Source organism: Pseudorhodoplanes sp., assembly GCF_035565795.1.
In the GTDB taxonomy this organism is placed as follows: Bacteria; Pseudomonadota; Alphaproteobacteria; order Rhizobiales; family Xanthobacteraceae; genus Pseudorhodoplanes.
The window spans coordinates 123,054-148,006 of the sequence record NZ_DATMRV010000039.1; the positions used below are offsets into that span (position 1 = coordinate 123,054).

The window sequence follows — 24,953 nt, forward strand, 5'->3', positions numbered from 1 at the left end:
GGCACGACAGCCGCTGCCAGGGCATATGAATTCCATGGATATCGCGTCCGACGACACCAGACTCGCGCTCACCCAATTCGGCGTCGGCCAGCCGGTGCCCCGCAGCGAAGACCCGGTCCTGCTCCGTGGTCAGGGTCGCTACACGGACGACCTCGTCCTGCCGCGACAGGCCTATGCGGCGATCGTGCGCAGCCCGCATGCGCATGGCACCATCCGTCGCCTCGATACGGCCGCGGCGAAAACCATGCCCGGCGTGATCGCGGTCTATACCGCCGCGGATCTGACTGCTTATGGACCACTGAAATGCAACCTGCCGCTCAAAGGGCGCGACGGTTCGCCGATCCGTCAGGTGCCTCGCCCGGCACTGACACCCGACGAGGTGCGCTGGGTCGGCGATCCCGTCGCCTGCATCGTCGCGGAAACGACAGCACAAGCGAAGGATGCGGCGGAAGCCGTGATTCTCGACATCGATCCGCTGCCGGCAGTGACGTCCGCCAGCCAGGCGGCCATGCCGGGCGCACCGCAGCTTTACGACGCCGTACCCGACAATCTGGTTCTCGACTATCACTACGGCGACGCCGAGAAGACCGCTGCCGCCTTTGCCCGCGCTGCCCATGTCGAGCGGCTGTCGATCCGCAATACAAGGCTCGTCGCCTCGCCGATGGAGCCGCGCGCCGCCGTAGCGGTACATGATGCCAGTTCCGGCGCCTTCACGCTGCACACCGAAAGTCAGGGCGTCTTCGGCATGCGGGCGCAACTCGTCGCCATTCTCGGCACGACGACCGACAAGCTACGCGTGCTGACCGGCAATGTCGGCGGCTCCTTCGGGATGAAGGCAGCCGTCTATCCGGAATATATCTGCCTGCTGCACGCCGCCCGCGACCTCGGCCGTCCAGTCAAATGGACCGACGAACGGTCCGGCAGTTTCGTCTCGGATTCGCATGGCCGCGACCATGAAGTCGTCGGCGAACTGGCACTCGACGCCGAAGGCCGCATCCTGGCGCTGCGGATCACCGGCCATGGCAATATGGGCGCCTATCTCGCGAATGTCGGGCCGATGCCGGCGACGATCAATACGGTAAAGAACGTCGCCAGCGTCTACCGCACGCCGCTGATCGAGGTGTCGTCGAAGCTCACCTATACGAACACCACGCCGGTATCCGCCTATCGCGGCGCCGGCCGGCCGGAAGGCAACTATTACATGGAGCGGCTGATAGACAACGCAGCGCGCGCCATGGGTATCGACCGTGTCGAACTGCGCCGGCGCAATCTCATCGGTGTCGAGGCGTTCCCCTACGCGGCAGCCTCCGGCATGAACTATGACGGCGGCGACTTTCCGGCAGTGCTCAAGCACGCCGTGGCCTTCGCTGACGTCAAAGGCTTCGCCAAGCGCAAGCGCGAAAGCCGCAAGACCGGCAAGCTGCGCGGCCTCGGCATCGGCTGTTTTCTTGAGGTCACGGCCCCGGCCAACAAGGAGATGGGCGGCATCCGGTTCGATGCCGACGGCGGCGTGACGATCGTCACCGGTACGCTCGACTACGGTCAGGGCCATGCGACACCGTTCGCGCAGATCCTCGCCGAACGGCTCGGCGTTCCGTTCGATCGTATCCGGCTGCTGCAGGGCGACAGCGACGCGCTGCTCGCAGGCGGCGGCACCGGCGGCTCACGCTCGATCACCGCGAGCGGCCAAGCCATCGTCGAGGCGGCCGTGAAAGTGATCGACAATGGACGGCTGATCGCGGCGCATGTGCTGGAAGCCTCCGCCGAAGACATTGAATTCCATGGCGGCCGTTTCGTCATCGCCGGGACAGACCGCGCCATCCACATCATGGAACTGGCGCAGAAGCTGCGCTCCGGCCTCGCGCTGCCGCCCGACCTGCCGACGAGCCTCGATGTCGACCACGTCAGCGACGGGCCGCCCTCGGCGTTTCCCAATGGCTGCCACATCGCAGAGGTGGAGATCGACCCGCAGACCGGCGTCGCCATGGTCGTCAAATACTCCGCGGTCAACGATTTCGGCACCGTCATCAATCCGCTGCTGGTCGAGGGCCAGACGCATGGCGGCGTGGTGCAGGGCATCGGTCAGGCTCTAATGGAAAACGTCAGCTTCGACGCAGACGGCCAGTTGCTGACCGGCTCCTACATGGATTATGCGCTGCCGCGCGCGCGCCACGCACCGATGTTCGAGGTCGTCAATCATCCGGTCCCGGCCAAGACCAATCCGCTTGGCACCAAGGGCTGCGGCGAAGCCGGCTGCGCCGGCGGCCTGACCTCCGTGATGAATGCGGTGGTCGATGCGCTTTCCGAGCACGGCATCACCCATATCGACATGCCGGCGAGCCCGGCGCGGATCTGGCAGGCGCTGCAGGATGCGTCACGGTAAGATGAGCGGCACCGCGCATCGCTGATTGCTCCACTCGATATACCGAATTGCGGCGCCAGCATGCGGTCATCGCATGGATTTTGCCTGCTCGCTGCTGGATCGTTTCTGGCAATAGGTCGATAGTGCCTTCCGGAATCACGTCATGACCGAAGCAACCGAACTGACGCGCCCGTCGGGGAGCGATGAACTGCGTCTCGTCGGCGGCATCAGCGTTGCGCATTTCCTCTCGCACTACTACATCCTGTTGCTGCCGCCGCTGTTCCTGTTCGTGCGCGACGAATACAACGTCAGCTTCACCGCGCTGAGCTTCGCGCTCGCCGTCTTCAACATCGTGTCGGCCGCGCTACAGACGCCGGCAGGTTTCCTGGTCGACCGGATCAGCGCGCGGGTCGTGCTGGTGAGCGGCATCGTGCTTGGCGCGCTCGCCTTCATGATCGTCGCGCTGGTACATTCCTACTGGCTGCTGGTGGTGATGTTCGCGCTCGCCGGTCTCGGCAACACCGTCTACCATCCGGCAAACTATGCGCTGCTGGCGCGCCACGTCTCCGACGAGCGAATGGGGCCGGCCTATTCCGTGCATTCTTTCGCCGGATTTGCCGGCACTGCCGCAGCGCCGGTGACGTTGCTGCTGCTCGAAAGCCTGTGGGGCTGGCGCGGCGCAGTCTTCGCCTCCGCCATGTTCGGTTTCGCCGTCGCGGCGCTGGTCCTGATGATCGGGGACGCTCCGCAGGTTTCCAAGAGCGGGAAGAGCAGCGGCAACTCCGCACCGACGGCCTGGCGCCTGCTGCTCTCCGGTCCCATCCTGCGCAACCTTCTGTTCTATCTGCTGCTGGCGATCCTCAGCTCCGGCATGAACGGCTATTCGGTCGTTGCGCTCAACGCGCTGCACGCCACACCGCTCGCCGTCGCCAATACGGCGCTGACCTGCTACCTGACGGCGACCGCGATCGGCGTTCTCCTTGGTGGATTCGTGGTGACGCGCACGTCGCGTCATGTGTTCGTCGCCGCCGCCAGCCTCGGCATCGCCGCGCTGATCACGCTGAGCATTGGCCTGTTCGACCTCGGCACCCTGCTGCTGATCCTCACCATGTCGGTCAGCGGCCTATTCACCGGACTGCTGGTGCCGTCACGCGACCTCATCGTGCGCGCCGCAACTCCTCCCGGTTCGTTCGGGAAAGTGTTCGGCTTCGTCTCCAGCGGATTCAATCTCGGCGGCATCATCGGGCCGATTATTTTCGGCCTGCTGATGGACCACGGTCATCCTCAATTCGTATTCGTACTCGTCGCCGCCGCCTGTGCGCTGTGTATCGTGACGGTCGCCGGCGGCACACGCCGCGAATAACTCATACGCGCGGAATCTCGGTTCCGTAGGTTCGATCCGCACATTCTCGCCTTATTCAATTCCCACCTTATCGGGAACCGATCGGTCTTCGTACCGTTATCCGGTTTCTGGAGGTTTTATGTTATCGCGCTACAAGCGGGTGTCGGGCTGATGTGCGGCATCTGCGGTGAATTGACGTTTAACGGTCGCCCACAGCTCTCCACCATTCAGTCCATGGCCGAGGTCATGCACAGTCGTGGCCCGGACTCGCAAGGCGTGTTCGCGCGCGACCATCTGGCTTTGGGTCATTGCCGCCTCAGCATCATTGACGTGGCAGCGCCATCGCAACAGCCGATGATCGATAGCGAGCTGGGACTCGCCATCGTTTTCAACGGCTGCATCTATAATTATCGCGCGCTGCGCGAGACGCTGACGAAGAAAGGCTATCGCTTCTTCTCAGACGGCGACACGGAAGTGATCCTGAAAGCGTTCCATGCCTGGGGGACACGCTGCGTCGAGCGTTTCCACGGCATGTTTGCCTTCGCGATCTGGGAACGCGACAGCGGTCGCGTCACTCTGGCGCGCGACCGGCTCGGCATCAAGCCGATTTATCTTTCCGAAACCCCGGGCCGTCTGCGCTTCGCCTCGACGCTGCCGGCGCTTGTCGCTGCCGGCGATGTCGACACCCGCATCGATCCGGTCGGGCTGCATCAATATATGAGCCTGCACGCGGTCGTGCCGGCGCCGCGCACCATTCTTAAAGGCGTCAAAAAACTTCCGCCGGCGACGATCATGACCATCGACGCTGACGGCCGTCGACGCAAGCGCGTCTACTGGCATCTGTCGATGCAACAGCGGGCTCAGGACCGCGCAATGACCGAACAGGAATGGAAGGAAGCGACGCTGGATGCGTTGACGCGCGCCGTCGAACGCCGACGCGTCGCCGACGTCCCGGTCGGCGTGCTGCTCTCCGGCGGTCTCGACAGTTCGCTGGTTGTCGGCCTGATGGCCAAGGCCGGCCACACCGATCTCAAGACGTTTGCGATCGGCTTTGAAAGTATCGGCGATCTCAGCGGCGACGAGTTCCGCTATTCCGATCTCATCGCCCGCCATTACGGCACCGATCATCACCAGATCCGCATCGGCGCCGAACGCATGCTGACTGCCCTGCCCGGCGCCATCGCCGCGATGTCGGAGCCGATGATGAGCCACGATGCCGTTGGTTTCTATCTGCTGTCGCAGGAGGTGTCGCAACACGTCAAGGTCGTGCAGAGCGGCCAGGGCGCCGACGAAATATTCGGCGGCTACCACTGGTACCCGCCGCTGATGCATTCCAACGACGTGTCGTCAGATTATCGCAGCATCTATTTCGATCGCGATCACGCCGAGATGCAGGAAACGCTTTCCGACGATGTCCTCGGCGCCGATTACAGCCGCGACTTCATCGAGACGCATTTCGAGAGATCGCGCGCCACGCAGCCGATCGACAAAGTGCTCGCGCTCGATACGGAGATCATGCTCGTCGACGATCCGGTCAAGCGCGTCGATAACATGACCATGGCATGGAGTCTCGAAGCACGGGTCCCCTTCCTCGATCACGAACTCGTCGAACTCGCCGGCCGGATTCCGCCGGATCTGAAAATTCGCGACGGTGGCAAATACATCCTCAAGGAAGCAGCACGCGATGTCATTCCCTCGGAGGTCATCGACCGGCCGAAAGGCTACTTCCCCGTCCCGGCGTTAAAGTATCTGCGCGGTCCCTATCGGGATTATGTTCGCGACATTCTCAATGAGCCGGAGGCGCGTCAGCGCGGCCTGTTCAAGCGCGACTATGTCGAGCGGCTGCTCGACAATCCCGAGGGGAATTTGACGCCCAAGGGTCACTCGAAGCTGTGGCAGGTGGCGCTGCTGGAGGGCTGGCTGCAGGCGCACAACATTCACTAAGCCGCCCCGCAACCCCGCGCTGTTCTATTCGGCGGCGACCTGCAGACGCTCGAGAAACGGCAGGATTTCGACGGCGCAACCGGCACGCGCCACCACCACATGGTTGGGCGGAACCTCGATCCATTCCGACGGATTGTCGTCGAGCGGCTCGGAGACGAGCAGAGCGCCGTGGCTGCTCTGCCGGTAATAGAGCGTGTTGGCGTCATCATGCACGGCGTAGCGAAAGCCGTAGAGATCACGGCCGTTCGACAGCGCCGAGGTGAACCGCAACTTGTCGCTGGCGCCGTTGCGGGTGAGAAGCCGCGCGAGCACGGTGAGGGTGCGCTCGGTCGCACCGACCGGATCCTCGTTGATTCCGTGCGCCATCATCGCCAGGAAAATCGCCTCGGAATCGGTCGTCCCGGTGCGCGCCGGATAGAGTTCGTCCGGGATTAACTCCTCGACCCGACGGCGCAGACCGCTCCAGTTCCCGACAAAGCCGTTGTGCATGAACATCCAGGAGCCGCAGGCGAAGGGATGGCAGTTCTGGCGTGTCACCGGCGTCCCCGTCGAGGCCCGCACATGCGCGAAGAACAGATGCGAACGGATGTGCCGGCACAGATAGCGCAGGTTCTCGTCCGACCAGGCCGGCCGCAATTCGCGATACAACCCCGGCTCCGGGTGATGGCTGTACCAGCCGAGGCCGAATCCGTCGCCATTGGTGCTGGCCGTCGACTGCAGCGCATGCAGGCTCTGGGACACCAGCGAATGGGCGGGTTCGGTGACGTAATGTTCGAGTGCGATCGTATCGCCGCTATATGCGATCCAACGGCACATTCCCTGATCTCCTTGGTATTCGAGCCGGACGTCGCGGGAATCATCGGCAAAAATGGTTGTTTTCAGGCAAACAAACCCGGCCCGTCGATATTTTCTGTCGCTGTGGCAGCACTGGAACACCAACGTCCGACGCCCGAAGCAGTTGCAGCCGCGGAAAGCCCGGCCGCCGGCATCAATCGGTCGAACGGCCCCAGCCGGCCCAGCCGCTGCCGGCGGCCGGCGCCTGGGCGCGTCTGGCCGCGGAGGCTCGCGAGCGCACTGCATGATCGCGCGCCATGCGCGGCGTTGTCGCGGCCACGGGCGTCATCCGCCCCCTCGGCCCGGCCGCAGTACGCTGGCGCGACGACGCTCGCCGCGCGGTCATCGTCTCGCCGGAGACGACAATGGACGTCGCCCCGGCGCCGGCGGAACGAACCAGCGCGAATAACGTTGCCGCATGCTGCGGATGCAGCCGGATGCAGCCATGCGAAGCCGGCCCGCCCAGCCGCGCAATGTCGTAACTGCCGTGGATCGCGTAACCGCGATGAAAGAAGATCGAATAGGGCATCGGCGAATTATAGTATTTGCGCGAGAACCAGCGTCGTTCCAGCCGCTGAGGGGCATATATGCCGTTCGGCGTACTGAAGTTTGCGCGCCCGGTGGAGACATTCCACTGATGCCGCGGCACACCGTCGACACTGACCGTCATCCGCTGGGTCGTTTTGTCAACACGCACCAGAACGCCGGCCTGCGCCGCGGCAGCACCTGCAAACGCCATGACCAGAGCCAGCGCGACGGCTTTACGCATCGTGAAATGCAGCCTCACAATTCAATACAAAACAAATGCGATCGCCGCACACCACCGATGGCGTACGCAGCGGCCAAGACGAACATTTTCCATAGTCTACCGAATATTGACTAAAGAACTCCTAGGGCACGAACCGTTCAGATGAGACCGAAAACGTGCTCCAGCATCAGGACGCCGAGCGAGATGTCGCCAGGACCAGCCCAGCATGTCCCTTCCCGGTTCACGCGGTTCGCACATGCCGTCTCCCGGTTCGCGGGACAACCGACGACATTTCTCGCGGCCCTCGTGCTGGTGGTGTTCTGGGCGCTCTCCGGACCGCTGTTCGGCTATTCGGATGCCTGGCAGCTCGTCATCAATACGGGGACGACGATCGTCACCTTCCTGATGGTCTTCCTGATCCAGAACTCGCAAAATCGCGACTCCCTGGAAATTCAGCTCAAGCTCTCCGAACTGATCCTCGCAATGCGCGGGGCCCGTAACCGGTTTGCGTCGATGGAGGACCTTTCGGACGAAGAACTGGAAGCACTGCACAGGGAGTGCCGCGAACAGGCCGAACGGGCCGGCGACGCGCTCGAGAGGCGGCGCAGCACAGTAGCAAGCGAAGCGCGCACGGGTTAAAAAACATCGATTCTAAACCGACAGGAACCGGGAAGCCGGCAAATCGCCACAGTGATGGAACCAAGGCTTAATGTTTCTGTTATCTTTTGGCATTTTAGGCACAAGCGGGAGTAGACCATGAAAAAGATTCTTCTTGTCAGCGTGGCCGCGCTGGCTTTGGCAGGCTGCCAGACCGAGCGCCAGGACCGGACCCTCGGCGGCGCGCTGATCGGAGGCGGCGCCGGCGCGCTCATCGGCGGATTGGCGACCGGAACGACCGGCGGCGCGCTCGCCGGCGGTGCGATCGGCGCGGCGAGCGGCGCGATCATCGGCAACGCAACGACGCCGGACCGCTGCCGTTATGTCGACCGCTACGGCCGCACCCGCTGGTATCGTTGCTGACGCAATTATTGCTCCTGACGAGGAAAAAGCCCGCGCATCGCGCGGGCTTTTTTCATGTCACCTCTTTCATGCTCTTTCATGGCTCTCGTTTCCTGTCCTGCCTTTCTCCGTGTCCGGGGCGCTTCCACGTTGCCGCGCATTTTGCCGCTGGCTTGCCGGCTCTCGCTAAGCGGCAAACCGCATGATATGGGCGCTGTCTCACCCTTCCTCTTCCGCGAGACCCGCCCATGCCAGTCGAACGACCCGCCCCGCGCCTTGCCACCGTCGCGGAAAACAAGCGGACGCCCAAGCAACGCACCCTCGTGAAGGCCATCAGCTCCGGGCCGCGCGGCACGTTCAACAACAGCGGCCCATTTGCGATCTGGCTGCACGCACCGGAATTTGGCATGCCGGCGCAAGCGCTCGGCGGCTTTGCCCGGCTGCGCACCGGCGTGCCCTCGCGCCTGTCGGAGTTCGCCATCATCGTTACCGCCCGGCTGTGGCGGGCGCATTACGAATGGCACGTTCACGCGCCGATCGCCGAGCGCGCCGGCGTCAAGCCGAAGACCATCGCCGAACTGCGCGCCGGCCGCATTCCACGGAGCGCCGCAAAAGACGAACGCATCGTTTACGACTTCATCCGCGAACTCTACAAGACCCGCCGGGTGAGCGACCGCACCTACAAGCGGCTGCACGACATTCTGGGAACCGCTGCGACCGTCGAGTTCGTCGGCATCCTCGGCTATTACGCAATGGTGGCGATGTCGCTGAACGTCTTCCGCATGCTGCCTCCGGAAGACAGCAAGCTGCCCTTCGGCAGCGAGCGCTGACACAGCGCCGCCCGTCGCTGCGCCATCAGGTCGACGCCGGGTATCGCCGGATCAGCCGGTTCTGCCGCACCAGGCTGCCGACGAAATCGCGCAGCCGCGTCGGCCGGAAGCCGCGCGCGCGGTTGCGCTTGCCGATCAGGAACAACAGCCGTTGCTGATCGACAAGTCTCCGGTAGACCTCGCCTACCGGCAATCGCGGATCCCAGACGTCGATTGCCTCGCCGCCAATACCGTTGACTTCGACGATGGAAAAATCCTCGCCGCGCGCCAGCGCTTCGACCGTATCGAAACGCAGATCGAAACGTCCGTAGTGGAATTCGGTCATGCTGCAGGCGATGGCATCGATCCTGCGCGCCATCGCATCGGTGATATAGCGACGCCCGTCCCGGTAGAGCGCCCCGGCGCGCTGATTGCCGATCAGGGCAATCTGCACGACCTCGCCGACAGCCGGAACGCGAGCCAGCTCATTCTCGCCGAGACCGCGATGCGTGGCGTCGCCACCGAGATGCAGCTTGGCCTTCCAGCGGGCGCGCGCATCCTTGCCGATGAGATCGCGCACGCTTTCACGACCGTTGCCGACGACATGCGGGAAATAGCGGAAAGTCAGCGACAGAACGCGCCCCCGCCGCTCGCCGGGCAACCGCGCGTACAGCACGGCAGCCTCGCCGGCAAATGGCACATAGCGTTGCAGGATGATCGTCGCGTTCTCCGGGAAACCGGTGATATAGCCACGCAGTTCCTCTGCATTCGCGATCCGCCGCACACCGTGACCATGCCAGCCAATGTCGGGCTTGGCGATCAGCGGATAGGCGATACCGGAGCCAGTGATTGCCGCTTCGGCGCGTTCGACATCTGCGTCGACGCTCGCCGCACCGGCCCCACGGGTGACAATCGAGAAATCGGCGATCCATTTGCGTTCGTGCGGCGCAATATCGAGCAGATAATCGCTTTTCGATTCTCCCCACATACCGCCGGTGAAAATCCGCGGATTGGCAGCCGTCGGCAATGTGAAACTATGGTGGCGCAAGCTGAATCCGATCCAGCTCAGGATCAGCGGCAGATAGAACAGCATCGGCGGAATGCGTTCTGCGATCGCCAGCCTGCGGTCGCCGAGCGTCAGCTCCGGCATGCCGCTGTGACCATAGACAATGCTGTTTTCGGTCTGCTCGGGAGCATCCGCGGTTTTGACCAGCGCAAAGATGCGCCGGCGGATCAGCGCAATCGCCGTCAGCCCGACGAACAGCAGAGGCCATGCCCAAAGGCCGACATGGCTTTCGAGCGCATCGCCGAAGGCCATCACCAGATAGAGCATGACCGGCAGATAGAGCGCCGAGACGATCAGCGTCGCGACAGTAAAGCGCGCAAGCGAGACGCGCGCCCAGCCGCAGGCGACGAAGGCGACGAACACGATGCCCGGCACGACGCGGCACAACGCGACAATCGCGAAGACATTGTTCCTGAGCGTTGTACCCAGATATTGAACGCGCTCGTCGACCGCGTAGCGTTTCAGCCATGGAACGGAACGGGCGGCAAAGCCGAGGCCGTAGAGCGCGAAGTCGCTGGCGACGATCCCGAAATAAAGACATCCGGCGACGAGCAGCGAGGGCATCGCATCGTTGACGATAAGATAGCCGCCGAGAATGATCGCCAGGTCTTCGTGCGCAAACGGCAGGAAAAGCAGCGACAGAATTTGCGCGAACCAGGATACGTCGCCCGAGGCGACAAGCCACGATGCGATAGCGTCGAACACGCGCAGTCCCCCAATACTTTACCGCGAGCGTCCAGACGACCGCGCCTCCGACGCCCCCGCCCAATCCGGGTACGCGTCTGCAGACCGTCATCTCGATCAGGAATTTCAGATCTGAAAGCGGTAGAGTCCCCCGCCGCTATTTAGACCGACCGTCGCAAGGCCGACAAGATATAAACAACACATCAACACCGCTTGCTTGCATGGTGATGCTCGTAACTGTTGCGCCATGCTAGAGTGCGGGCATGTCGATGAACAAATCTTCATCAGAAGATAACGGGGACCGTGTAATCCCCCTGCGCGGCAACCGGACATCCCACCCGCCTGCCCCCGCCCCGGCCGATGACGACCTCCGCCGTTTCGAGCAGGAGGGCGCGGAATCTCCTGAGGCCTACCGCCACCGGATGAAAGTCAATCTGGCAGCCCTCGCCTTCGTGCTGGTGCTGATCGGCGCTGCTGTCTGGATGGCGGATGCCATGTTCACCATGCGCAAGAACCAGGATTGCGTGCTTACCGGCCGACGGACCTGCGCGACGGTCGACTATATCCCGCAGGCGCGATGATCAGGGGCGCTCCAGAGCCAACTGGACACGCGCCAGCCCTGAAAATCCCAGCACGCGGGCCGCCGCCGGCGACAGGTCGATCACCCGGCCACGGACGAACGGCCCCCGGTCATTGATCCGCACCACCACGGCACGACCATTGCGCATGTTGGTCACCCGCACGTGGGTGCCAAACGGCAGGGTCCGGTGGGCGGCGGTCATGGCGCCGGAACGGTGGATTTCCCCGCTCGCGGTTTTGCCTCCGGAATGAGCTTTGGAATAGACCGAGGCGACGCCGGTCCAGCGTCCGGCCGGTTCGGCGGCCGCGACCGTGGCGGTGAGCGGAATCGCCATGCACAGGGTCAATAGACGCTTTCGCATGCCCACTCCCGTCGCTGTGGCAGAAACCGGCCCGCTAACGGACGAATAAGTCCAAAACGGGGAAAAAGTTTCCCCGATTTGGCCACATCGGCACTTCCCCGGTCCCGGACCCGGCATTGAACTCGCCGCCCCTCTTCGCTATACGGGCAAGCGCTTTCGAACGGGTCGGAGCCGACCCGGGCAGCGTTGTCGGCTACCCCTGTTTCCACCGAGATTTACCGATGTCTTCGACTTTCGATACCGTTGCGAATATTATCGCCGAGACGTGCGATATCCCGCGTGAGACGATCACGCCCGAAAGTCACGCCATCAACGATCTCGGAATCGACAGCCTCGATTTCCTCGATATCGCCTTCGCGATCGACAAGGCCTTCGGCATCAAGCTGCCGCTGGAACAGTGGACGCAGGAGGTCAACGACGGCAAGGCCACGACCGAACAGTATTTCGTGCTGAAGAACCTTGCCGCCCGCATCGACGATCTCGTCGCTGCCAAGGGAGCCTGATCCGGCCGAGCATGCGCCTTGAGTATTTCCAGCTTATCGACAGGATCGTCGATCTCAATCCGGCCGAACGGACGATAGCAGTCGAAGCGACGGTTCCGACCGAAAGCACCATCTTCGAAGGCCACTTTCCCGGTCACCCGCTGATGCCCGGCGTGTTGCTGGCGGAGGCGATGGCGCAGACCTCCGGCTGGCTGATCATCGCGCTCAACCGCTTCGAGCGCATGCCGTTCCTGGCGGCAATCAAGGAACTGAAGCTGCGCAGCTTCGTCCAGCCCGGCCAGCAACTGGCGCTCGACGCCACCCTCGTCCATGACGGCTCGGGCTTCGCGATGACCCGGGCGCGGACACACGTCGAAGGCAAGCTGGTCTGCGACGCCACCATCACCTTCCGGGTCGTCGAATTTCCCAATCCCGAGATGCGCGGGCACATGGAATCGCTCGCCAAGGTGCTCGAATTCCCGATGGGAGCGCTGGCCGATGGCTGATACCGTCAACGAGACCTGGATCACCGGCCTCGGTATCGTCTCCTGCCTCGGCGAAGGCCCGCAGGCGCACTGGCAGGCGCTGACGCAGGGACAGATCAAGACCGACACCGCGACTTTCGCGCCGTTCGTCGTCCACCCGATCGTGCCGCTCAACCTCGACACGCAGATCCCGAAAAAGGGCGATCAGCGCCAGATGGAAGCCTGGCAGCGGATCGGCACCTACGCAGCCGGGCTGGCGCTCGATTCGGCCGGGGTGAAGGGCAACAAGGACATCCTGTCGCATATGGACATGATCGTCGCGGCCGGCGGCGGCGAACGCGACGTCACCGTCGATGGCGCGATCCTCACCGGCATCGGCAAGGCCGCCGATCCGGAGGCCTTCCTCAACGAGCGGTTGATGAACGACCTGCGCCCGACCCTGTTTCTGGCGCAGCTCTCCAACCTGCTCGCCGGCAACATCTCTATTGTTCACGGCGTCACCGGCTCGTCCCGGACATTCATGGGTGAAGAGGCCGCCGGCGTCGATGCCGTGCGCATCGCTGTTTCGCGTATCGCGGCCGGCCAGAGCGAGATCGCGCTGGTCGGCGGCGCGCATAACGGCGAGCGGCAGGATCTGCTGATGCTCTACGAGTTCGGCTCGCATGCGCTCAAGGACGCGCATCTGCCGGTGTGGGAGCGCGGCACGAAGGGCGGCTTCGCTCTCGGCTCGCTCGGCGCCTTCCTGGTGCTGGAATCGCGCGAACATGCCCTCGCCCGCGGCGCGCGGCCGCTGGCCCGCATCGCCACGGTGATGTCCGACCGCAGCAACCGCAAGGACGGCGCGGCACGCGACGCCCTGCGCCGGATGTGGAAGGCCATCGAGCCGCGCCTCAAGCCCGGTCACGCGGTTATCTCCGGGGCAAGCGGCGCCGCCGCCGCCACCGGCGAGGAACGGGCCTTCCTCGAAAGTCTGCCGGATATTGCCGTGCGCGCCACCGGTACCTATCTCGGGCATGGGCTGGAGCCGCAGTTTCCGATGAACATCGCGCTCGCGGCCCTGGCGCTCGACCATGCGACGTTGTTCCCGCCGCGCGATGCGTCCGGGCTGGAGAAACCGATGGACGCGCCGCTGACGCAGGTCGTCGTCACCGGAGTCGGCCACTGGCGCGGCGAAGGCCTGGCACTGATCGAACGGGCGGATTGAAACAGGGGCTAGGCATCATGGCATCGATACGCGACACCGCCGGCCGCCCTATCGTTGTCGTCACCGGCATGGGCGTGGTCACATCGCTCGGTACCGGCAAGGACGACAACTGGACGAAACTGTGCGCCGGCCAGTCGGGTATCCACGCGATTTCGCGTTTCCCGACCGACGGCCTGCGCACGCGCATTGCCGGTACCATCGATTTCCTGTCGCGCGAGCCGCTCAACGCCGCGGCGATGTCGGAAAAGCTCGCCGATCTCGTGGTCGAGGAAGCGATCGCCCAATCCGGCATCGGCGCGAAGGGCGACTTCCCCGGCCCGCTGTTCCTGGCGGTGCCACCGGTCGAACTCGAATGGCCGCAACGCCGCGACGTCGCCGCCGCCTCCGGCGGCAATGGCGATATCGGCTACCAGGATCTGTTGCGCGTCAGCGCGCAATTCCCGGCCTATCATTCGCGTTTCATGTTCGGCTCGGTTGCCGACCATCTCGCCGACCGCTTCGGCACCAGAGGCTCGCCGATCTCGCTGTCGACCGCCTGTGCCTCCGGGGCCACCGCGATCCAGCTCGGCGTCGAAGCGATCCGCCGCGGCGAGACCGAGGCTGCGCTGTGCGTCGGCTCCGACGGCTCGGTCAACCAGGAATCGCTGGTCCGCTTCTCCCTGCTCTCGGCCCTGTCGACGCAGAACGAGGTGCCGGAAGCCGCGTCGAAACCGTTCTCGAAGAACCGCGACGGCTTCGTCATGGCCGAGGGCGCCGGCGCGCTGGTGCTGGAAAGCTATGAATCGGCGAAAGCACGCGGCGCAACGATTCTCGGCGTGATCGAAGGCTGCGGCGAACTGGCGGACAGCTTCCACCGCACGCGATCGAGCCCCGACGGCAAACCGATCATCGGCTGCATCGCCAATGCGATCCGCGACGCCGGCCTGTCGCCGGACGATATCGACCATATCAACGCCCACGGCACCTCGACGCCGGAAAACGACAAGATGGAATATACCGGCCTTGCCGCCGTGCTCGGCGAGCGGGCGAAAGCGTTACCGATCACCTCCAACAAGTCGATGATCGGCCATACGCTCTCTGCTGCCGGCGCGGTCGAGGCGGTGATCTCGCTGCTGACCCTCCTGCACCAGCGCATTCCTCCGACCATCAACTACGCCGTGCCCGACCCGGCGATTCCGCTCGACATCGTCGGCAATGCCGCGCGCAACGTGGCGGTTCGCCATGTCCTGTCGAACTCCTTCGGTTTCGGCGGTCAAAACGTGTCGCTGATCCTCGGGCGCGAGCCGGGCTGATCCGACTGCGGTATTGCCCGGGTTGACGCCGCCCCGATGGCGGGTCATCCACGGCCTGTCATCGTTTCAACCGTTGCTTCCCGGACCCTTCCATGCGCGCGCTTACCCTGGTCGCAGACCGCCAGCTCGAACTTGCCGATGTCCCGCCGCCGCCGGCGCCCGGCCCCGGCGAAGTCCAGGTCCGCATCAAGGCGGTCGGCCTCAATCATCTCGATCTCTGGGGCTTTCGCGGCATGGCCTTCGCCAAACGCAAAATGCCTCTGGTGGTCGGCGCGGAAGCCGCCGGCGAGATCGCCGCGACCGGCGCCGGCGTCACCGCGCTGAAGGCGGGCGACCCGGTCGTCATGTATGGCGCGCTGACCTGCGGCACCTGCCGCGCCTGCCGCGAGGGCCGCGACAACCTCTGCGAGGCCGTCGGCGGCATCATGGGCTTCCATGTCGATGGCTTCGCGCGCGATCTCGTCAACATGCCGGCGCGGCTGGTCGTCCCGGTCCCGGCCGGGATCACGATGCGCGACGCCGCCTGCGCGCCGATCGCCTTCGGCACCGTGCAGCACATGCTGTTCGACAATGCCAGACTGCAGCCCGATGAAACGGTGCTGGTCCATGCCGGTGGTTCGGGCATCGGCACCGTCGCGATCAAGATGGCAAAGGCGATCGGCTGCACCGTCATCACCACGGTCGGCAGCGACGAGAAGGCGGAGAAAGCCAAGGCGCTGGGCGCCGACCACGTCATCAACTACCGCAAGGACCGTTTCGAGACGATCACCCGCAAGCTGACGAACAAGAAGGGCGTCGACGTGGTGTTCGAGCATGTCGGCGGCGAAGGCTTCAACGGATCGCTGCTGGTGCTCAAGCGCGGCGGACGGCTCGTGACCTGCGGCTCGACTGCCGGGCCGACAGTGCAGATCAACCTGATGCAGCTCTTCCAGCAGCAATACCGCATTTTCGGTTCGTTCGGCTGCACCATCCGCAATATCCGCGAGAGCCTCGCAAAGATGGCTGACGGCATGCTGCCGGTGATCGACACCGAAGTGCCGCTTGCCGAATTCGAGCGCGGTCTGGCGCGGCTCGAAGGCCGGCAGGTCTTCGGCAAAGTCATCGTGACGTTCTAGCGAGCGCGATGATGATCAACCGGCCCGCAAAGCCCGAGCCCCTCTGATGGCTTCGCGACCTTTAAAGACTTTCCTCGACGCACTGCTCGGCCGCCTGACCGTCGCGATGCTGAAGCTGCTCCGGCTGGTGGACCGTCGCCGCATCGCTCCCGGTGCCGCCTGGGTGATGCGCAAGGTCGGGCCGCTCCTGAAAGAGCACAAGCTCGCCCGCGCTCAGCTCACCGCGGCGCTCCCGGACAAATCACCGGCGGAGATCGAGCGGATTCTCGCCGGCGTCTGGGACAATCTCGGCCGCGTCGGCGCCGAATTCGCGCATATGGACCGGTTCCGCGTCGACGATCCCGACAATCCCGGGCCGGTCGATATCGTCTATACGCCGGAGGTGCTGGAGCGCTTTCACCGGCTGCGCACCGATGGCAAACCGGCGCTGATCTTCACTGCGCATCTGGCCAACTGGGAGCTGCCGGCGGTCGTCGCCGCCGCGCACGGGCTCGATGCCATCTCGGTCTATCGCCGCCCGAATATCGCCGCGGTCGCCGACGCGGTGGTCGCGATCCGCGCCGGCAGCATGGGCACGCTGATGGCAACGGCCATGGACACGCCGGTCAAGCTCGCCGACGCGCTGGCGCAGGGCCGCCATGTCGGCATGCTGGTCGACCAGTACAGCGTGCGCGGCGTCGAGGTGACGTTCTTTGGCCAGCGCACCCGCGCCAATCCGCTGATCGCACGGCTGGCGCGCCACATCGACTGCCCGATCCACGGCGTGCGGATGATCCGCCTGCCCGGCGGCAACCGCTTCCAGGCGGACTTGACCGAAGCGGTCCCGCCGGTGCGCGATGCCGACGGCGCGCTCGACGTTCAGGCAACGATGCAGGCAATCACCTCGGTCGTCGAGAGCTGGGTGCGCGAATATCCCGAGCAATGGCTCTGGCTGCATCGCCGCTGGCGACCGGACGACCGGCGCTGAGCCTTCTCACCAGCCGGTCTTGATCCGCACCCACAGCCGGTTGATGAGGCGCTGAGTACGCGCATCGTGCGCCCGCACGATGTAGAGCTTCTTCATCATCGCTGCGTCGGGATAGACGCCGGGATCCTCGAACACCGCCTTATCGATCAGCGGCTGACTCGCCAGATTGCCGTTGGCATAGGAGATGAAGTTCGAGTTCTTCGCTGCCACGTCGGGCCGCAGCAGATAATCGATCAGGGCATAGGCCTCGTCGACATTCTTCGCATCTTTCGGGATCGACAGATTGTCGAACCACATCTGCGCGCCCTCTTTCGGAATCACATAGGCGATCTCGACGCCGTTCTTCGCTTCTGCAGCGCGCTTCTGCGCCTGTTTGATGTCGCCGGACCAGCCGACCACCAGGCAGATCTCGCCGGTCGCCAGCGCATTGAGATATTCCGAGGAATGAAACTTGCGCACATACGGGCGCAATTGCGCGATCAGCGCCGCGGCCTTGTCGAGTGCCGCGGGGTCGAGGCTGTTGACGTCGAGATCGAGATAATGGAGCGCGGCCGGAAGGATGTCCGCTGCAGAATCCAGCATATGCACGCCGCATTGCTTGAAGCGCGCCAGATTCTCCGGCTTGAAGATCGTATCCCAGCTATCGATCCCGGCGCCGGGACCGAGGATCTCGCGGATCTTGCGGACATTGTAGCCAATGCCGGTCGTGCCCCACATGTAATTTACGGCAAAACGATTGCCGGGATCGTAGGTTGCCAGGCGCTGTTCGATTTCCGGCCAGAGATTCTTGCTGTTCGGCAGCCGTTGTCTGTCGAGCGGCAAAAAAACGCTCGCGCCGATCTGCCGTTCGAGAAAATACGCCGTCGGCACAACGAGGTCGTAACCGGAATTGCCCGTCAGCAGCTTCGTTTCCAGCATCTCGTTGGCATCGAAGGTATGATAGCGCACCTCGATGCCGGTTTCTTTGGTGAATGCGGCGAGCACCGCTGGGTCGATATAGTCGGACCAGTTGTAGACGTTGACGATGCGCTTGCCGCCGACCGCCGGCCCGGCGACGAGCAGCGCCAGCGCCACGGCGACAGCGCCGATCCACCGCAACGCCGGCATTCGCCCTGCCCTCATTTCGCGCGGCGCAACGCGCCCGCGAGGCGTTCCAGCGCCGTGTCGAGCGTATGGTCGCTCTTGGCAAAGCAGAAGCGGACCACCGAGCGCACCGGCTCGACGGCGTAGAATGCCGAGACCGGGATCGCCGCGACCTTGTATTCGCTCACCAGCCGCTTGCAGAATGTCTCGTCGTCCTCGTTGAGACCGAGCGGCGCCAGATCGACATTGAGAAAATAGGTGCCCTGCGCGTCGAGGGTCGGAAAGCCGAGCCCGCGCAGACCGGCGGCCAGCCGGTCGCGACTGCGTTGCAGACTCGTCCGCATCTGCACGAAATAGTCGTCCGGTTTCGTCAGACCGTAAGCAACCGCCACCTGCAGGTTCGGCGGCGTTGTGAAGGTGAGGAACTGGTGCGCTTTCGCCAGTACCCGCAGAATCGACGGCGCGGCACAGACAAAACCGACCTTCCACCCGGTGAGCGAGAAAATCTTGCCGGCGGAGCCGATCTTCACGCAGCGCTCGCGCATGTTCGGCAGCGCCATCAGCGGAATATGCTCGCAGCCGTCGAACACCACATGCTCCCACACCTCGTCACAGACGGCGATGGCGTTGAAGCGCTCGCAATAACGCGCTAGCAGTTCGAGGTCCTCGCGGCGGTACACCGTGCCGGTCGGGTTGAGCGGGTTGTTGAACATCACCACCCTGGTCTTGGGCGTGAAGGCGCGCTCCAGCATCTCTTCGGTAAAGCGCCAGTGCGGCGGCTCCAGCCGCACAAAGCGCGGCACACCACCGGCACGGCGCACCATCGGCACATAGGCGTCGTAGAACGGCTGGAACAGCACCACCTCGTCGCCGGGTTCGATCAGGCCGAGCAGCGCGCCGGCCAGCGCCTCCGTCGCGCCGGATGTCACCATGACTTCGCTGTCGGGATCGAGCGCCAGCCCTTGCCAGTGGCGATAGTGATCGGCGATGGCGCGGCGCAGTTCCGGCAGGCCAAGCATCGACGGATACTGATTCCAGCCGGACAGCACCGCCTCGGCCGCCTTGCGTCGCACATCCTCGGGACCGGGGTCGTCGGGGAAACCCTGGCCGAGATTGATCGCCTCGTGCTCTCGCGCGAGCGACGACATGACCTCGAAAATCGTGGTCGGAAGGTCGGAAAAAATGGAGTTCATGTTGCTGTCGTTGGTCTCATCAGCCCGGGACTTTGGTCGGCAAGCCCGCGGCCTTCCATGCGATCATGCCACCAGCCAGGTGGTGGTCGTAGGGCAGCCCGCCCGTCTGCGCGGCCAGCGATGCCGTCACCGAACGTTTGCCAGAGCGGCAGGCGAACACAACCTGTCGCCCCTGGGGATCCGGGATCGCGTCAGGGTCGAAGGTCGAGAGCGGCACCGCCACGCCGTCGGGATAGGCTTCCGCAGCCGTCTCGTTCGGCTCGCGCACATCGACGAGCAGGATTGTCCCCTCGACCAGACCGCGCGCCACCTCCTGCGGGGTCAGATCATGGACCTGCGGTGGACGATCATCGGTCATTCGTACAGCGCCTCAGATACCGGCCTCAGATTTCGGCAGCCCGGCATGGCCGCGCCGGAGCGCTTCAAGCCTAGCCGCATTTCCAATGCTTCGCACCATGCCGCGCATGGCATCAGATTGCTACCTGCGTACCGATCTCGACTACCCGGCCGGTCGGAATCTGGAAAAACTCGGAAGCGTCGCTCGACGTGCGCGCCAGGCCGATAAACAGCCGATCCTGCCAGCGCGGCATCTCCGACTGCGGCGACGGCTTCAGCGCCCGGCGCGACAGGAAGAACGAGGTCGACATGATGTCGAACTGCCAGCCATGTTTGCGGGCGATCGCCAGCGCCTTGGGCACGTTGGGCGATTCCATATAGCCGAATTTGAGCACCACCCGCTGGAAACGCTCGTTCACCGGCGTGATCCGCACCCTGTCTTCCCCTTTGACACGCGGCGTGTCGGCGACATGGATGGTCAGGATGACGTTGTTCTCGTGCAGCACCTTGTTGTGCTTGAGATTGTGCAGAAGCGCGGTCGGCGCAAAGTCCGGCGTGCTGGTAAAGAACACCGCCGTGCCCGGCACCAGATGCGGCAACTTCTTGTTCAGGCTGCGCAGCAACGTTTCGAGCGGCACCTCGGTGCGGCGGGTCTTACTACTGAGCAGATTGGTGCCGCGCCGCCAGGTCAGGATCAGCAGCACCATGACGATGCCGAACAGGATCGGCACCCAAGCGCCTTCCAGGAGTTTCAGCAGGTTGGCCGAGAAGAATACGGCATCGACGAAGATCAGCGGCACCATCATCAGCGCCGCCTGCCAGAACTTCATCTGCCACAGCTTCCAGGCGACCAGGAACGCCAACAGGCCGTCGACCACCATGGTCGTTGCCACTGCGATGCCGTAGGCGTGCGACAGGGCGCTCGAGGTGCGGAACAGGCCAACCAGCAGCATGACACCGATGAACAGCGCCACGGTGACGCGGGGAATGTAGATCTGCCCGACATGCGAGGCCGAGGTGTGCTGGATCGCAAGCCGCGGTAGCAGGCCGAGCTGGATCGCCTGATGCACCAGCGAATAGGCGCCGGTAATCACCGCCTGACTGGCGATCACCGTGGCCGCTGTCGCTAGGATCACCATCGGCAGCAGCAGCGCTTCCGGCAATAACAGGAAGAACGGGTTCTCGATCGCCGCCGGATCGGACAGCACCTTGGCGCCCTGCCCGAAATAGTTGAGCAGCAGCGACGGCAGGATCAGTCCGAGCCACGCGACCTGGATCGGCTTGCGGCCGAAATGTCCGAGATCGGCATAAAGCGCCTCGCCGCCGGTGACGCACAGAAACACCGCGCCAAGCGCGATCAGGCCGATATGGCCGTTCTGCAGGACGAATTCGACGGCATAGACCGGATTGATCGCATAGAGCACCTGCGGATCGTCGCTGATATGCAAAAGACCGCTCACGGCAATGGCAAGGAACCACACCGTCATTACCGGGCCGAAAAACGCAGCGACCCGTGCGGTGCCGTGGCTCTGCGCCGCGAACAGGAGGACAAGGATCACCAGCGCGATCGGCACCACATAGTCGGTCAGGCTCGGTACCGCGAGCTGCAATCCCTCGACGGCGGAGAGCACCGAAATCGCCGGCGTGATGACGGAATCGCCCAGAAACATCGAGGCGCCGATGATGCCAAGGATGAACACCACCACAGTGCGCCGACCGAGACCGCGGGTTGCCAGCGCCGTCAGCGAGAGCGTCCCGCCCTCGCCGTTGTTGTCGGCGCGCAGCAGGATCAGCACATATTTCAGCGTCACCGTGATGACCAGCGACCAGACGATCAGCGACAGAACACCAAGCACCGTCGCCCGCGTCGGCACGCCGTTCTCGCTCGCCGCGCGCACCGCTTCGCGAAAGGCATAGAGCGGACTGGTGCCGATGTCGCCATAGACGACCCCGACGCTGCCCAGCGACAGCGCCCAGAAGCCGACCGGCGCCGGCGTTTCGTTTTCGACCACCGCATCTGGCGGCGCGGCTTCGTTCAATCCGTTGCTCATGCTCAACCGTTGCGCTGAATCCGCAGATCAGATGGAAACCGCACCGCGGCGGCCTGGACGAGACGCGGCTTATATCACGTCGGCAACGGGGCACGAGACTGCCGCTGCTCGTTCATGGAATACCAGGGTTTCCGGCGGAACCGGCGATTACGGCTTGAAATTCGGGGGAATGGGCGGCTCCTCCCGCATCAGGGTGATGGTCACCCGCCGGTTCGACGACAAAGTGGGATTATCGGGGAACAAAGGTTCGGTATCCGCCTTGCCGGCGACCATGAAGATATTCCCGGAGCGCACGCCCTCGCTCTGCAGGATCTGCCGGATCGCATTGGCGCGATCGGCGGAGAGGTCCCATGGCGCATAATCAGGCTGCGGCACGCGCACCGTTGCCGTGTGCCCGGTGATCGTCAGGCGGTAAGGCATGGCTTTCAACGCCGGCGCCATCCGCGCGATCAGCCTGCGGGTGCGCTCGTTCGGCACCCGCGAGCCTTCGGCGAACATCGCGCGCCCGTCCTGATCGATGATCTGGATATTCAGGCCGTCCTTGGTCTCCTCCAGCATCACGTTCTTCGAGGCTTCGGTGATCTCGGGCATGTCCTGCAGCGCCTGCCGCAGCGATGCCGCTGCCAGCGCGAATTTCTGGTCTTCCTTGAAGCGGGCGCCGTAAGCGCGATTGTGGTCCTTCTCGTCGTCGCTCGGCATCGGCGAGGCTTCGTCGGGCGAGATATTGGCGGCGTTCTTCAGACGCGGGCGCGTCGGCAAGCCGGGAATCTCGATAATACCGGAATAGCGGGTCTTGTCCTGGACCCCGAAGGCCTCGCGCATCGAGCCGGCGACCACCTGCATTTTCTGCTGATCCTGGGTCGAGAAGGCGACGAGCATCACGAAGAAAGCCATCAGCAGCGCCATCAGATCGGCAAAGGTGACGAACCAGCCGTGACCGCCTGTGTGTCCGCCCCGTTTCTTAGCCATCGCGATTACGCCTTCACGCTGCGGCCGTCAGGTCATGCCGCGACCGCGGCGACTGCGTCGTCCGGATTGTGGCGATGCTTCTCGGGCAGATAGGCCATCAGCATTTCGCGCACCAGTGTCGGGCTCTTTGCCTCCCGCATCATCAGCACCCCGTCGATGATCAGGGTCCGGTTGACTTCCTCGTCGACCAGCTTGCCATGCAGTTTGTCGGCGATCGGCAGGCAGATGAGGTTGGCGACGAGCGCGCCGTAAAGCGTCGCCAGCAGCGCCACCGCCATATAGGGGCCGAGTTTCGACGGATCCGTCATGTTGGCAAACATCTGCACCATACCGATCAGCGTGCCGATCATGCCGAAAGCCGGCGCGCAATCACCGATCGCGCGATAGATTTTCTGACCCTCGTCGAGATGTGTCAGGAAGTTGTCGCGATCGCGCTCGAGATTGTCGCGGATGAAATCGCCGTCATAGCCGTCGGCGACGAAGCGCAGCCCCTTCGCCAGAAACGGGTCGTCAACCTGCACTTTTTCGAGTCCGATCGGCCCCTGCTTGCGGACGATCTCGGCGAGACCGGCGATCTCGTCGACCAGTTCACTCTGCGTCGTGCGCCGCATCGTGAAGGCGAACTTCATGCCGAGCGGCAGGCCATGCAACATGGCAACCAGCGGAAAGCGGATCAGCGTTGCGGCGAAGGAGCCGCCGAAAATGATGATGACGGCGTGCGAGTCGTAGAACATCCGGAAGTCGCCGCCCATCAGGATCAGCGTGGCGACGACGATTGCCCCAGCAATCAGGCCAAGGCCGGTGGTGATATCCATCAAATTGCTCCGGTATCCGAAGACGAGCACGCCTGAAGGCTGCCGGAGAGCCTAGCCGCGGCCGATTAACGGGGCGTAAAGGGTAAGAAATCGTGAATCGCCCCCTTCCCGCGCGGACGCGCGCGGGCAAGAGAGGGCAAGAGAGGACACGACAGGCCACAACAGAATATGGAGACCCGCTGCCGGCTGGTAAGGCCGGCCCCAAAGCGGCTGATGCGCAGACCTTCAGTTCAGCCGCGCCGGCCGCTCGTCGGAATCGGTCTGCGGGTCTGCGCCGCCGGGTTGCACCGGCGGCGGCGCGGCTTCAGGCTTCCCTGACGCCGTCTGCGCCGCAGGTGTCGCGACGACATGGCCGGCAGCCGCGGCCCGTGCATGCGCCTGCCACGACAGCCAGCCGAACGGCAGCGCCCCGAGATACAGCAGCGTGCAGATCGTCAGCACCTCGAATGGATAGGCCAGCAGCAGGGCAAAAAACAGCACCGCAACGACAAAGATCGGTAGAACCATTTCCGGCCGCACGCGCTTGCCGAACTGCTTGCCGGAAAACACCGGCAGCCGCGACACCATCAGGAAGGCGATACTCAGCACATAAACGAAGGTGAACGCGGTCAGGGCCCAGCCGCGCTCGAGGCCGAGGAAGTTGGCGTAGATCGGCAGCAGGACGGTGATCGCGCCCGCCGGCGCCGGAATGCCGGTGAAGAAATTTCCTGCCCAGGCCGGCTGGTCGGGATCGTCGATCATCACATTGAAGCGTGCGAGCCGCAGGGCGCCGCAGATGGCGAAGACCAGCGCGGCGATCCATCCGACCGATTTGAAGTCGTGCAGCCCCCAGAAATACAGGATCAGCGCCGGCGCGACGCCGAAATTGACGAAATCGGCAAGGCTGTCGAGTTCGGCGCCGAAACGCGACGTGCCCTTGAGCAGCCGTGCGACCCGCCCGTCCACCCCGTCGAGCAGCGCCGCGAAGACGATCGCCGCCAAAGCGAGATCGAGCTTGTTCTCGAAGGCCAGGCGGATCGCCGTCAGCCCGGCGCAGAGCGCCAACAGCGTGATGACGTTCGGCACCAGCATGCGGACGGGAATCGTCTTGAACCGGCGACGACGTTCGGGATCGATCGGATTGAAAACCATGATGCCGATATATAGCGCGATTTGCCATTGCGCGCGACGGGCTGCGGAACCTGCCGCGCCCACCCCCGCTGCGGAAATCTTGTGCATGACTGCCTTCCGCT

The 24,953-nt window shown here is 64.0% G+C and carries 24 protein-coding genes; 13 read left to right on the forward strand and 11 right to left on the reverse strand.

Translation table 11 applies throughout. The features are described from left to right. The first annotated feature begins 25 nt into the window (after positions 1 to 25). The 3 genes from VNZ93_RS04165 (at position 26) to VNZ93_RS04175 (ending at position 5,648) form a co-directional block, all read left to right on the forward strand. On the forward strand, positions 26 to 2,383 hold the full coding sequence (locus VNZ93_RS04165; protein ID WP_414709975.1) for a xanthine dehydrogenase family protein molybdopterin-binding subunit: 2,358 nt from the start codon (positions 26 to 28) through the stop codon (positions 2,381 to 2,383). A gap of 142 nt (positions 2,384 to 2,525) precedes the next feature. Further along, positions 2,526 to 3,725, forward strand: coding sequence for an MFS transporter (locus VNZ93_RS04170; protein WP_325700476.1), 1,200 nt, complete (start codon positions 2,526 to 2,528; stop codon positions 3,723 to 3,725). A gap of 150 nt (positions 3,726 to 3,875) precedes the next feature. Next, positions 3,876 to 5,648: an N-acetylglutaminylglutamine amidotransferase gene (locus VNZ93_RS04175; RefSeq protein ID WP_325700480.1), complete on the forward strand. Its 1,773-nt coding sequence runs from the start codon at positions 3,876 to 3,878 to the stop codon at positions 5,646 to 5,648. A 24-nt stretch (positions 5,649 to 5,672) separates the two neighbouring features. On the opposite strand, the gene VNZ93_RS04180 is transcribed toward VNZ93_RS04175, so the two are convergent. Together VNZ93_RS04180 and VNZ93_RS04185 are read right to left on the reverse strand one after the other, a co-directional pair. After that, positions 5,673 to 6,464: a class II glutamine amidotransferase gene (locus VNZ93_RS04180; protein WP_325700483.1), complete on the reverse strand. Its 792-nt coding sequence runs from the start codon at positions 6,462 to 6,464 to the stop codon at positions 5,673 to 5,675. A 172-nt stretch (positions 6,465 to 6,636) separates the two neighbouring features. After that, on the reverse strand, positions 6,637 to 7,251 hold the full coding sequence (locus VNZ93_RS04185) for a L,D-transpeptidase (RefSeq protein ID WP_325700486.1): 615 nt from the start codon (positions 7,249 to 7,251) through the stop codon (positions 6,637 to 6,639). Between the two features lie 183 nt (positions 7,252 to 7,434). Here VNZ93_RS04185 and VNZ93_RS04190 point away from each other — a divergent pair, with 183 nt between their 5' ends. The 3 genes from VNZ93_RS04190 to VNZ93_RS04200 all read left to right on the forward strand — a co-directional run bounded on the left by VNZ93_RS04190 (position 7,435) and on the right by VNZ93_RS04200 (position 9,059). Then, positions 7,435 to 7,869 carry a low affinity iron permease family protein gene (locus tag VNZ93_RS04190; protein WP_325700489.1) on the forward strand — a complete coding sequence of 145 codons (435 nt, stop codon included), beginning with the start codon at positions 7,435 to 7,437 and terminating at the stop codon, positions 7,867 to 7,869. A gap of 117 nt (positions 7,870 to 7,986) precedes the next feature. Next, entirely contained in the window at positions 7,987 to 8,250 is a 264-nt protein-coding gene (locus VNZ93_RS04195) for a membrane lipoprotein lipid attachment site-containing protein (RefSeq protein WP_325700492.1), read from the forward strand. 227 nt (positions 8,251 to 8,477) lie between these two features. Continuing rightward, a complete protein-coding gene (locus VNZ93_RS04200) occupies positions 8,478 to 9,059 on the forward strand; it encodes a carboxymuconolactone decarboxylase family protein (RefSeq protein WP_325700495.1) in 582 nt (193 codons plus the stop codon). 25 nt (positions 9,060 to 9,084) lie between these two features. Here the strand turns inward: VNZ93_RS04200 and VNZ93_RS04205 are convergent, their stop codons facing one another. After that, positions 9,085 to 10,809 (reverse strand): hypothetical protein, encoded by a 1,725-nt coding sequence (locus VNZ93_RS04205; RefSeq protein WP_325700497.1) that lies wholly within the window; start codon positions 10,807 to 10,809, stop codon positions 9,085 to 9,087. 242 nt (positions 10,810 to 11,051) lie between these two features. On the opposite strand from VNZ93_RS04205, the gene VNZ93_RS04210 reads away from it, so the two are divergent. Further along, entirely contained in the window at positions 11,052 to 11,369 is a 318-nt protein-coding gene (locus tag VNZ93_RS04210; RefSeq protein WP_325700500.1) for a hypothetical protein, read from the forward strand. Here VNZ93_RS04210 and VNZ93_RS04215 read toward each other — a convergent pair whose 3' ends face one another. Further along, positions 11,370 to 11,729 (reverse strand): septal ring lytic transglycosylase RlpA family protein, encoded by a 360-nt coding sequence (locus VNZ93_RS04215; protein WP_325700503.1) that lies wholly within the window; start codon positions 11,727 to 11,729, stop codon positions 11,370 to 11,372. Positions 11,730 to 11,950: 221 nt separating this feature from the next. Between VNZ93_RS04215 and VNZ93_RS04220 the strand changes: the two genes are divergently transcribed. The 6 genes from VNZ93_RS04220 to VNZ93_RS04245 all read left to right on the forward strand — a co-directional run bounded on the left by VNZ93_RS04220 (position 11,951) and on the right by VNZ93_RS04245 (position 17,274). Continuing rightward, the gene (locus tag VNZ93_RS04220; protein WP_325700506.1) at positions 11,951 to 12,232 is read left to right on the forward strand and encodes an acyl carrier protein; all 282 of its coding nucleotides are present in this window, start codon (positions 11,951 to 11,953) and stop codon (positions 12,230 to 12,232) included. A gap of 11 nt (positions 12,233 to 12,243) precedes the next feature. After that, positions 12,244 to 12,717, forward strand: a complete 474-nt coding sequence (locus VNZ93_RS04225; protein ID WP_325700509.1) for a 3-hydroxyacyl-ACP dehydratase FabZ family protein — start codon at positions 12,244 to 12,246, stop codon at positions 12,715 to 12,717. Beyond that, a complete protein-coding gene (locus tag VNZ93_RS04230; protein WP_325700512.1) occupies positions 12,710 to 13,900 on the forward strand; it encodes a beta-ketoacyl-ACP synthase in 1,191 nt (396 codons plus the stop codon). Before VNZ93_RS04225 ends, VNZ93_RS04230 begins: the two co-directional genes overlap by 8 nt. Positions 13,901 to 13,917: 17 nt before the next feature. Next, complete coding sequence (locus VNZ93_RS04235; protein WP_325700516.1) at positions 13,918 to 15,192, forward strand: beta-ketoacyl-ACP synthase; 1,275 nt, start codon at positions 13,918 to 13,920, stop codon at positions 15,190 to 15,192. Between the two features lie 92 nt (positions 15,193 to 15,284). Next, a complete protein-coding gene (locus VNZ93_RS04240) occupies positions 15,285 to 16,307 on the forward strand; it encodes a zinc-binding dehydrogenase (RefSeq protein WP_325700519.1) in 1,023 nt (340 codons plus the stop codon). Positions 16,308 to 16,353: 46 nt separating this feature from the next. Further along, positions 16,354 to 17,274 (forward strand): lipid A biosynthesis lauroyl acyltransferase, encoded by a 921-nt coding sequence (locus tag VNZ93_RS04245; protein ID WP_325700522.1) that lies wholly within the window; start codon positions 16,354 to 16,356, stop codon positions 17,272 to 17,274. 6 nt (positions 17,275 to 17,280) lie between these two features. Here the strand turns inward: VNZ93_RS04245 and VNZ93_RS04250 are convergent, their stop codons facing one another. From VNZ93_RS04250 to pssA, 7 genes are all read right to left on the reverse strand, one after another. Next, a complete protein-coding gene (locus VNZ93_RS04250; protein WP_325700525.1) occupies positions 17,281 to 18,381 on the reverse strand; it encodes a polyamine ABC transporter substrate-binding protein in 1,101 nt (366 codons plus the stop codon). An 11-nt stretch (positions 18,382 to 18,392) separates the two neighbouring features. Beyond that, a complete protein-coding gene (locus VNZ93_RS04255; RefSeq protein ID WP_325700528.1) occupies positions 18,393 to 19,550 on the reverse strand; it encodes an aminotransferase in 1,158 nt (385 codons plus the stop codon). A 19-nt stretch (positions 19,551 to 19,569) separates the two neighbouring features. Next, positions 19,570 to 19,908 carry a rhodanese-like domain-containing protein gene (locus VNZ93_RS04260; RefSeq protein WP_325700531.1) on the reverse strand — a complete coding sequence of 113 codons (339 nt, stop codon included), beginning with the start codon at positions 19,906 to 19,908 and terminating at the stop codon, positions 19,570 to 19,572. A 112-nt stretch (positions 19,909 to 20,020) separates the two neighbouring features. After that, a complete protein-coding gene (locus VNZ93_RS04265; RefSeq protein WP_325700533.1) occupies positions 20,021 to 21,937 on the reverse strand; it encodes a potassium transporter Kup in 1,917 nt (638 codons plus the stop codon). Between the two features lie 147 nt (positions 21,938 to 22,084). Beyond that, positions 22,085 to 22,906: a flagellar motor protein MotB gene (locus VNZ93_RS04270; protein WP_325700536.1), complete on the reverse strand. Its 822-nt coding sequence runs from the start codon at positions 22,904 to 22,906 to the stop codon at positions 22,085 to 22,087. A 32-nt stretch (positions 22,907 to 22,938) separates the two neighbouring features. Next, a complete protein-coding gene (locus VNZ93_RS04275) occupies positions 22,939 to 23,721 on the reverse strand; it encodes a motility protein A (RefSeq protein ID WP_325700538.1) in 783 nt (260 codons plus the stop codon). 225 nt (positions 23,722 to 23,946) lie between these two features. Next, a complete protein-coding gene (gene pssA, locus VNZ93_RS04280; protein ID WP_325700646.1) occupies positions 23,947 to 24,852 on the reverse strand; it encodes a CDP-diacylglycerol--serine O-phosphatidyltransferase in 906 nt (301 codons plus the stop codon). Between the last annotated feature and the right edge of the window lie 101 nt (positions 24,853 to 24,953).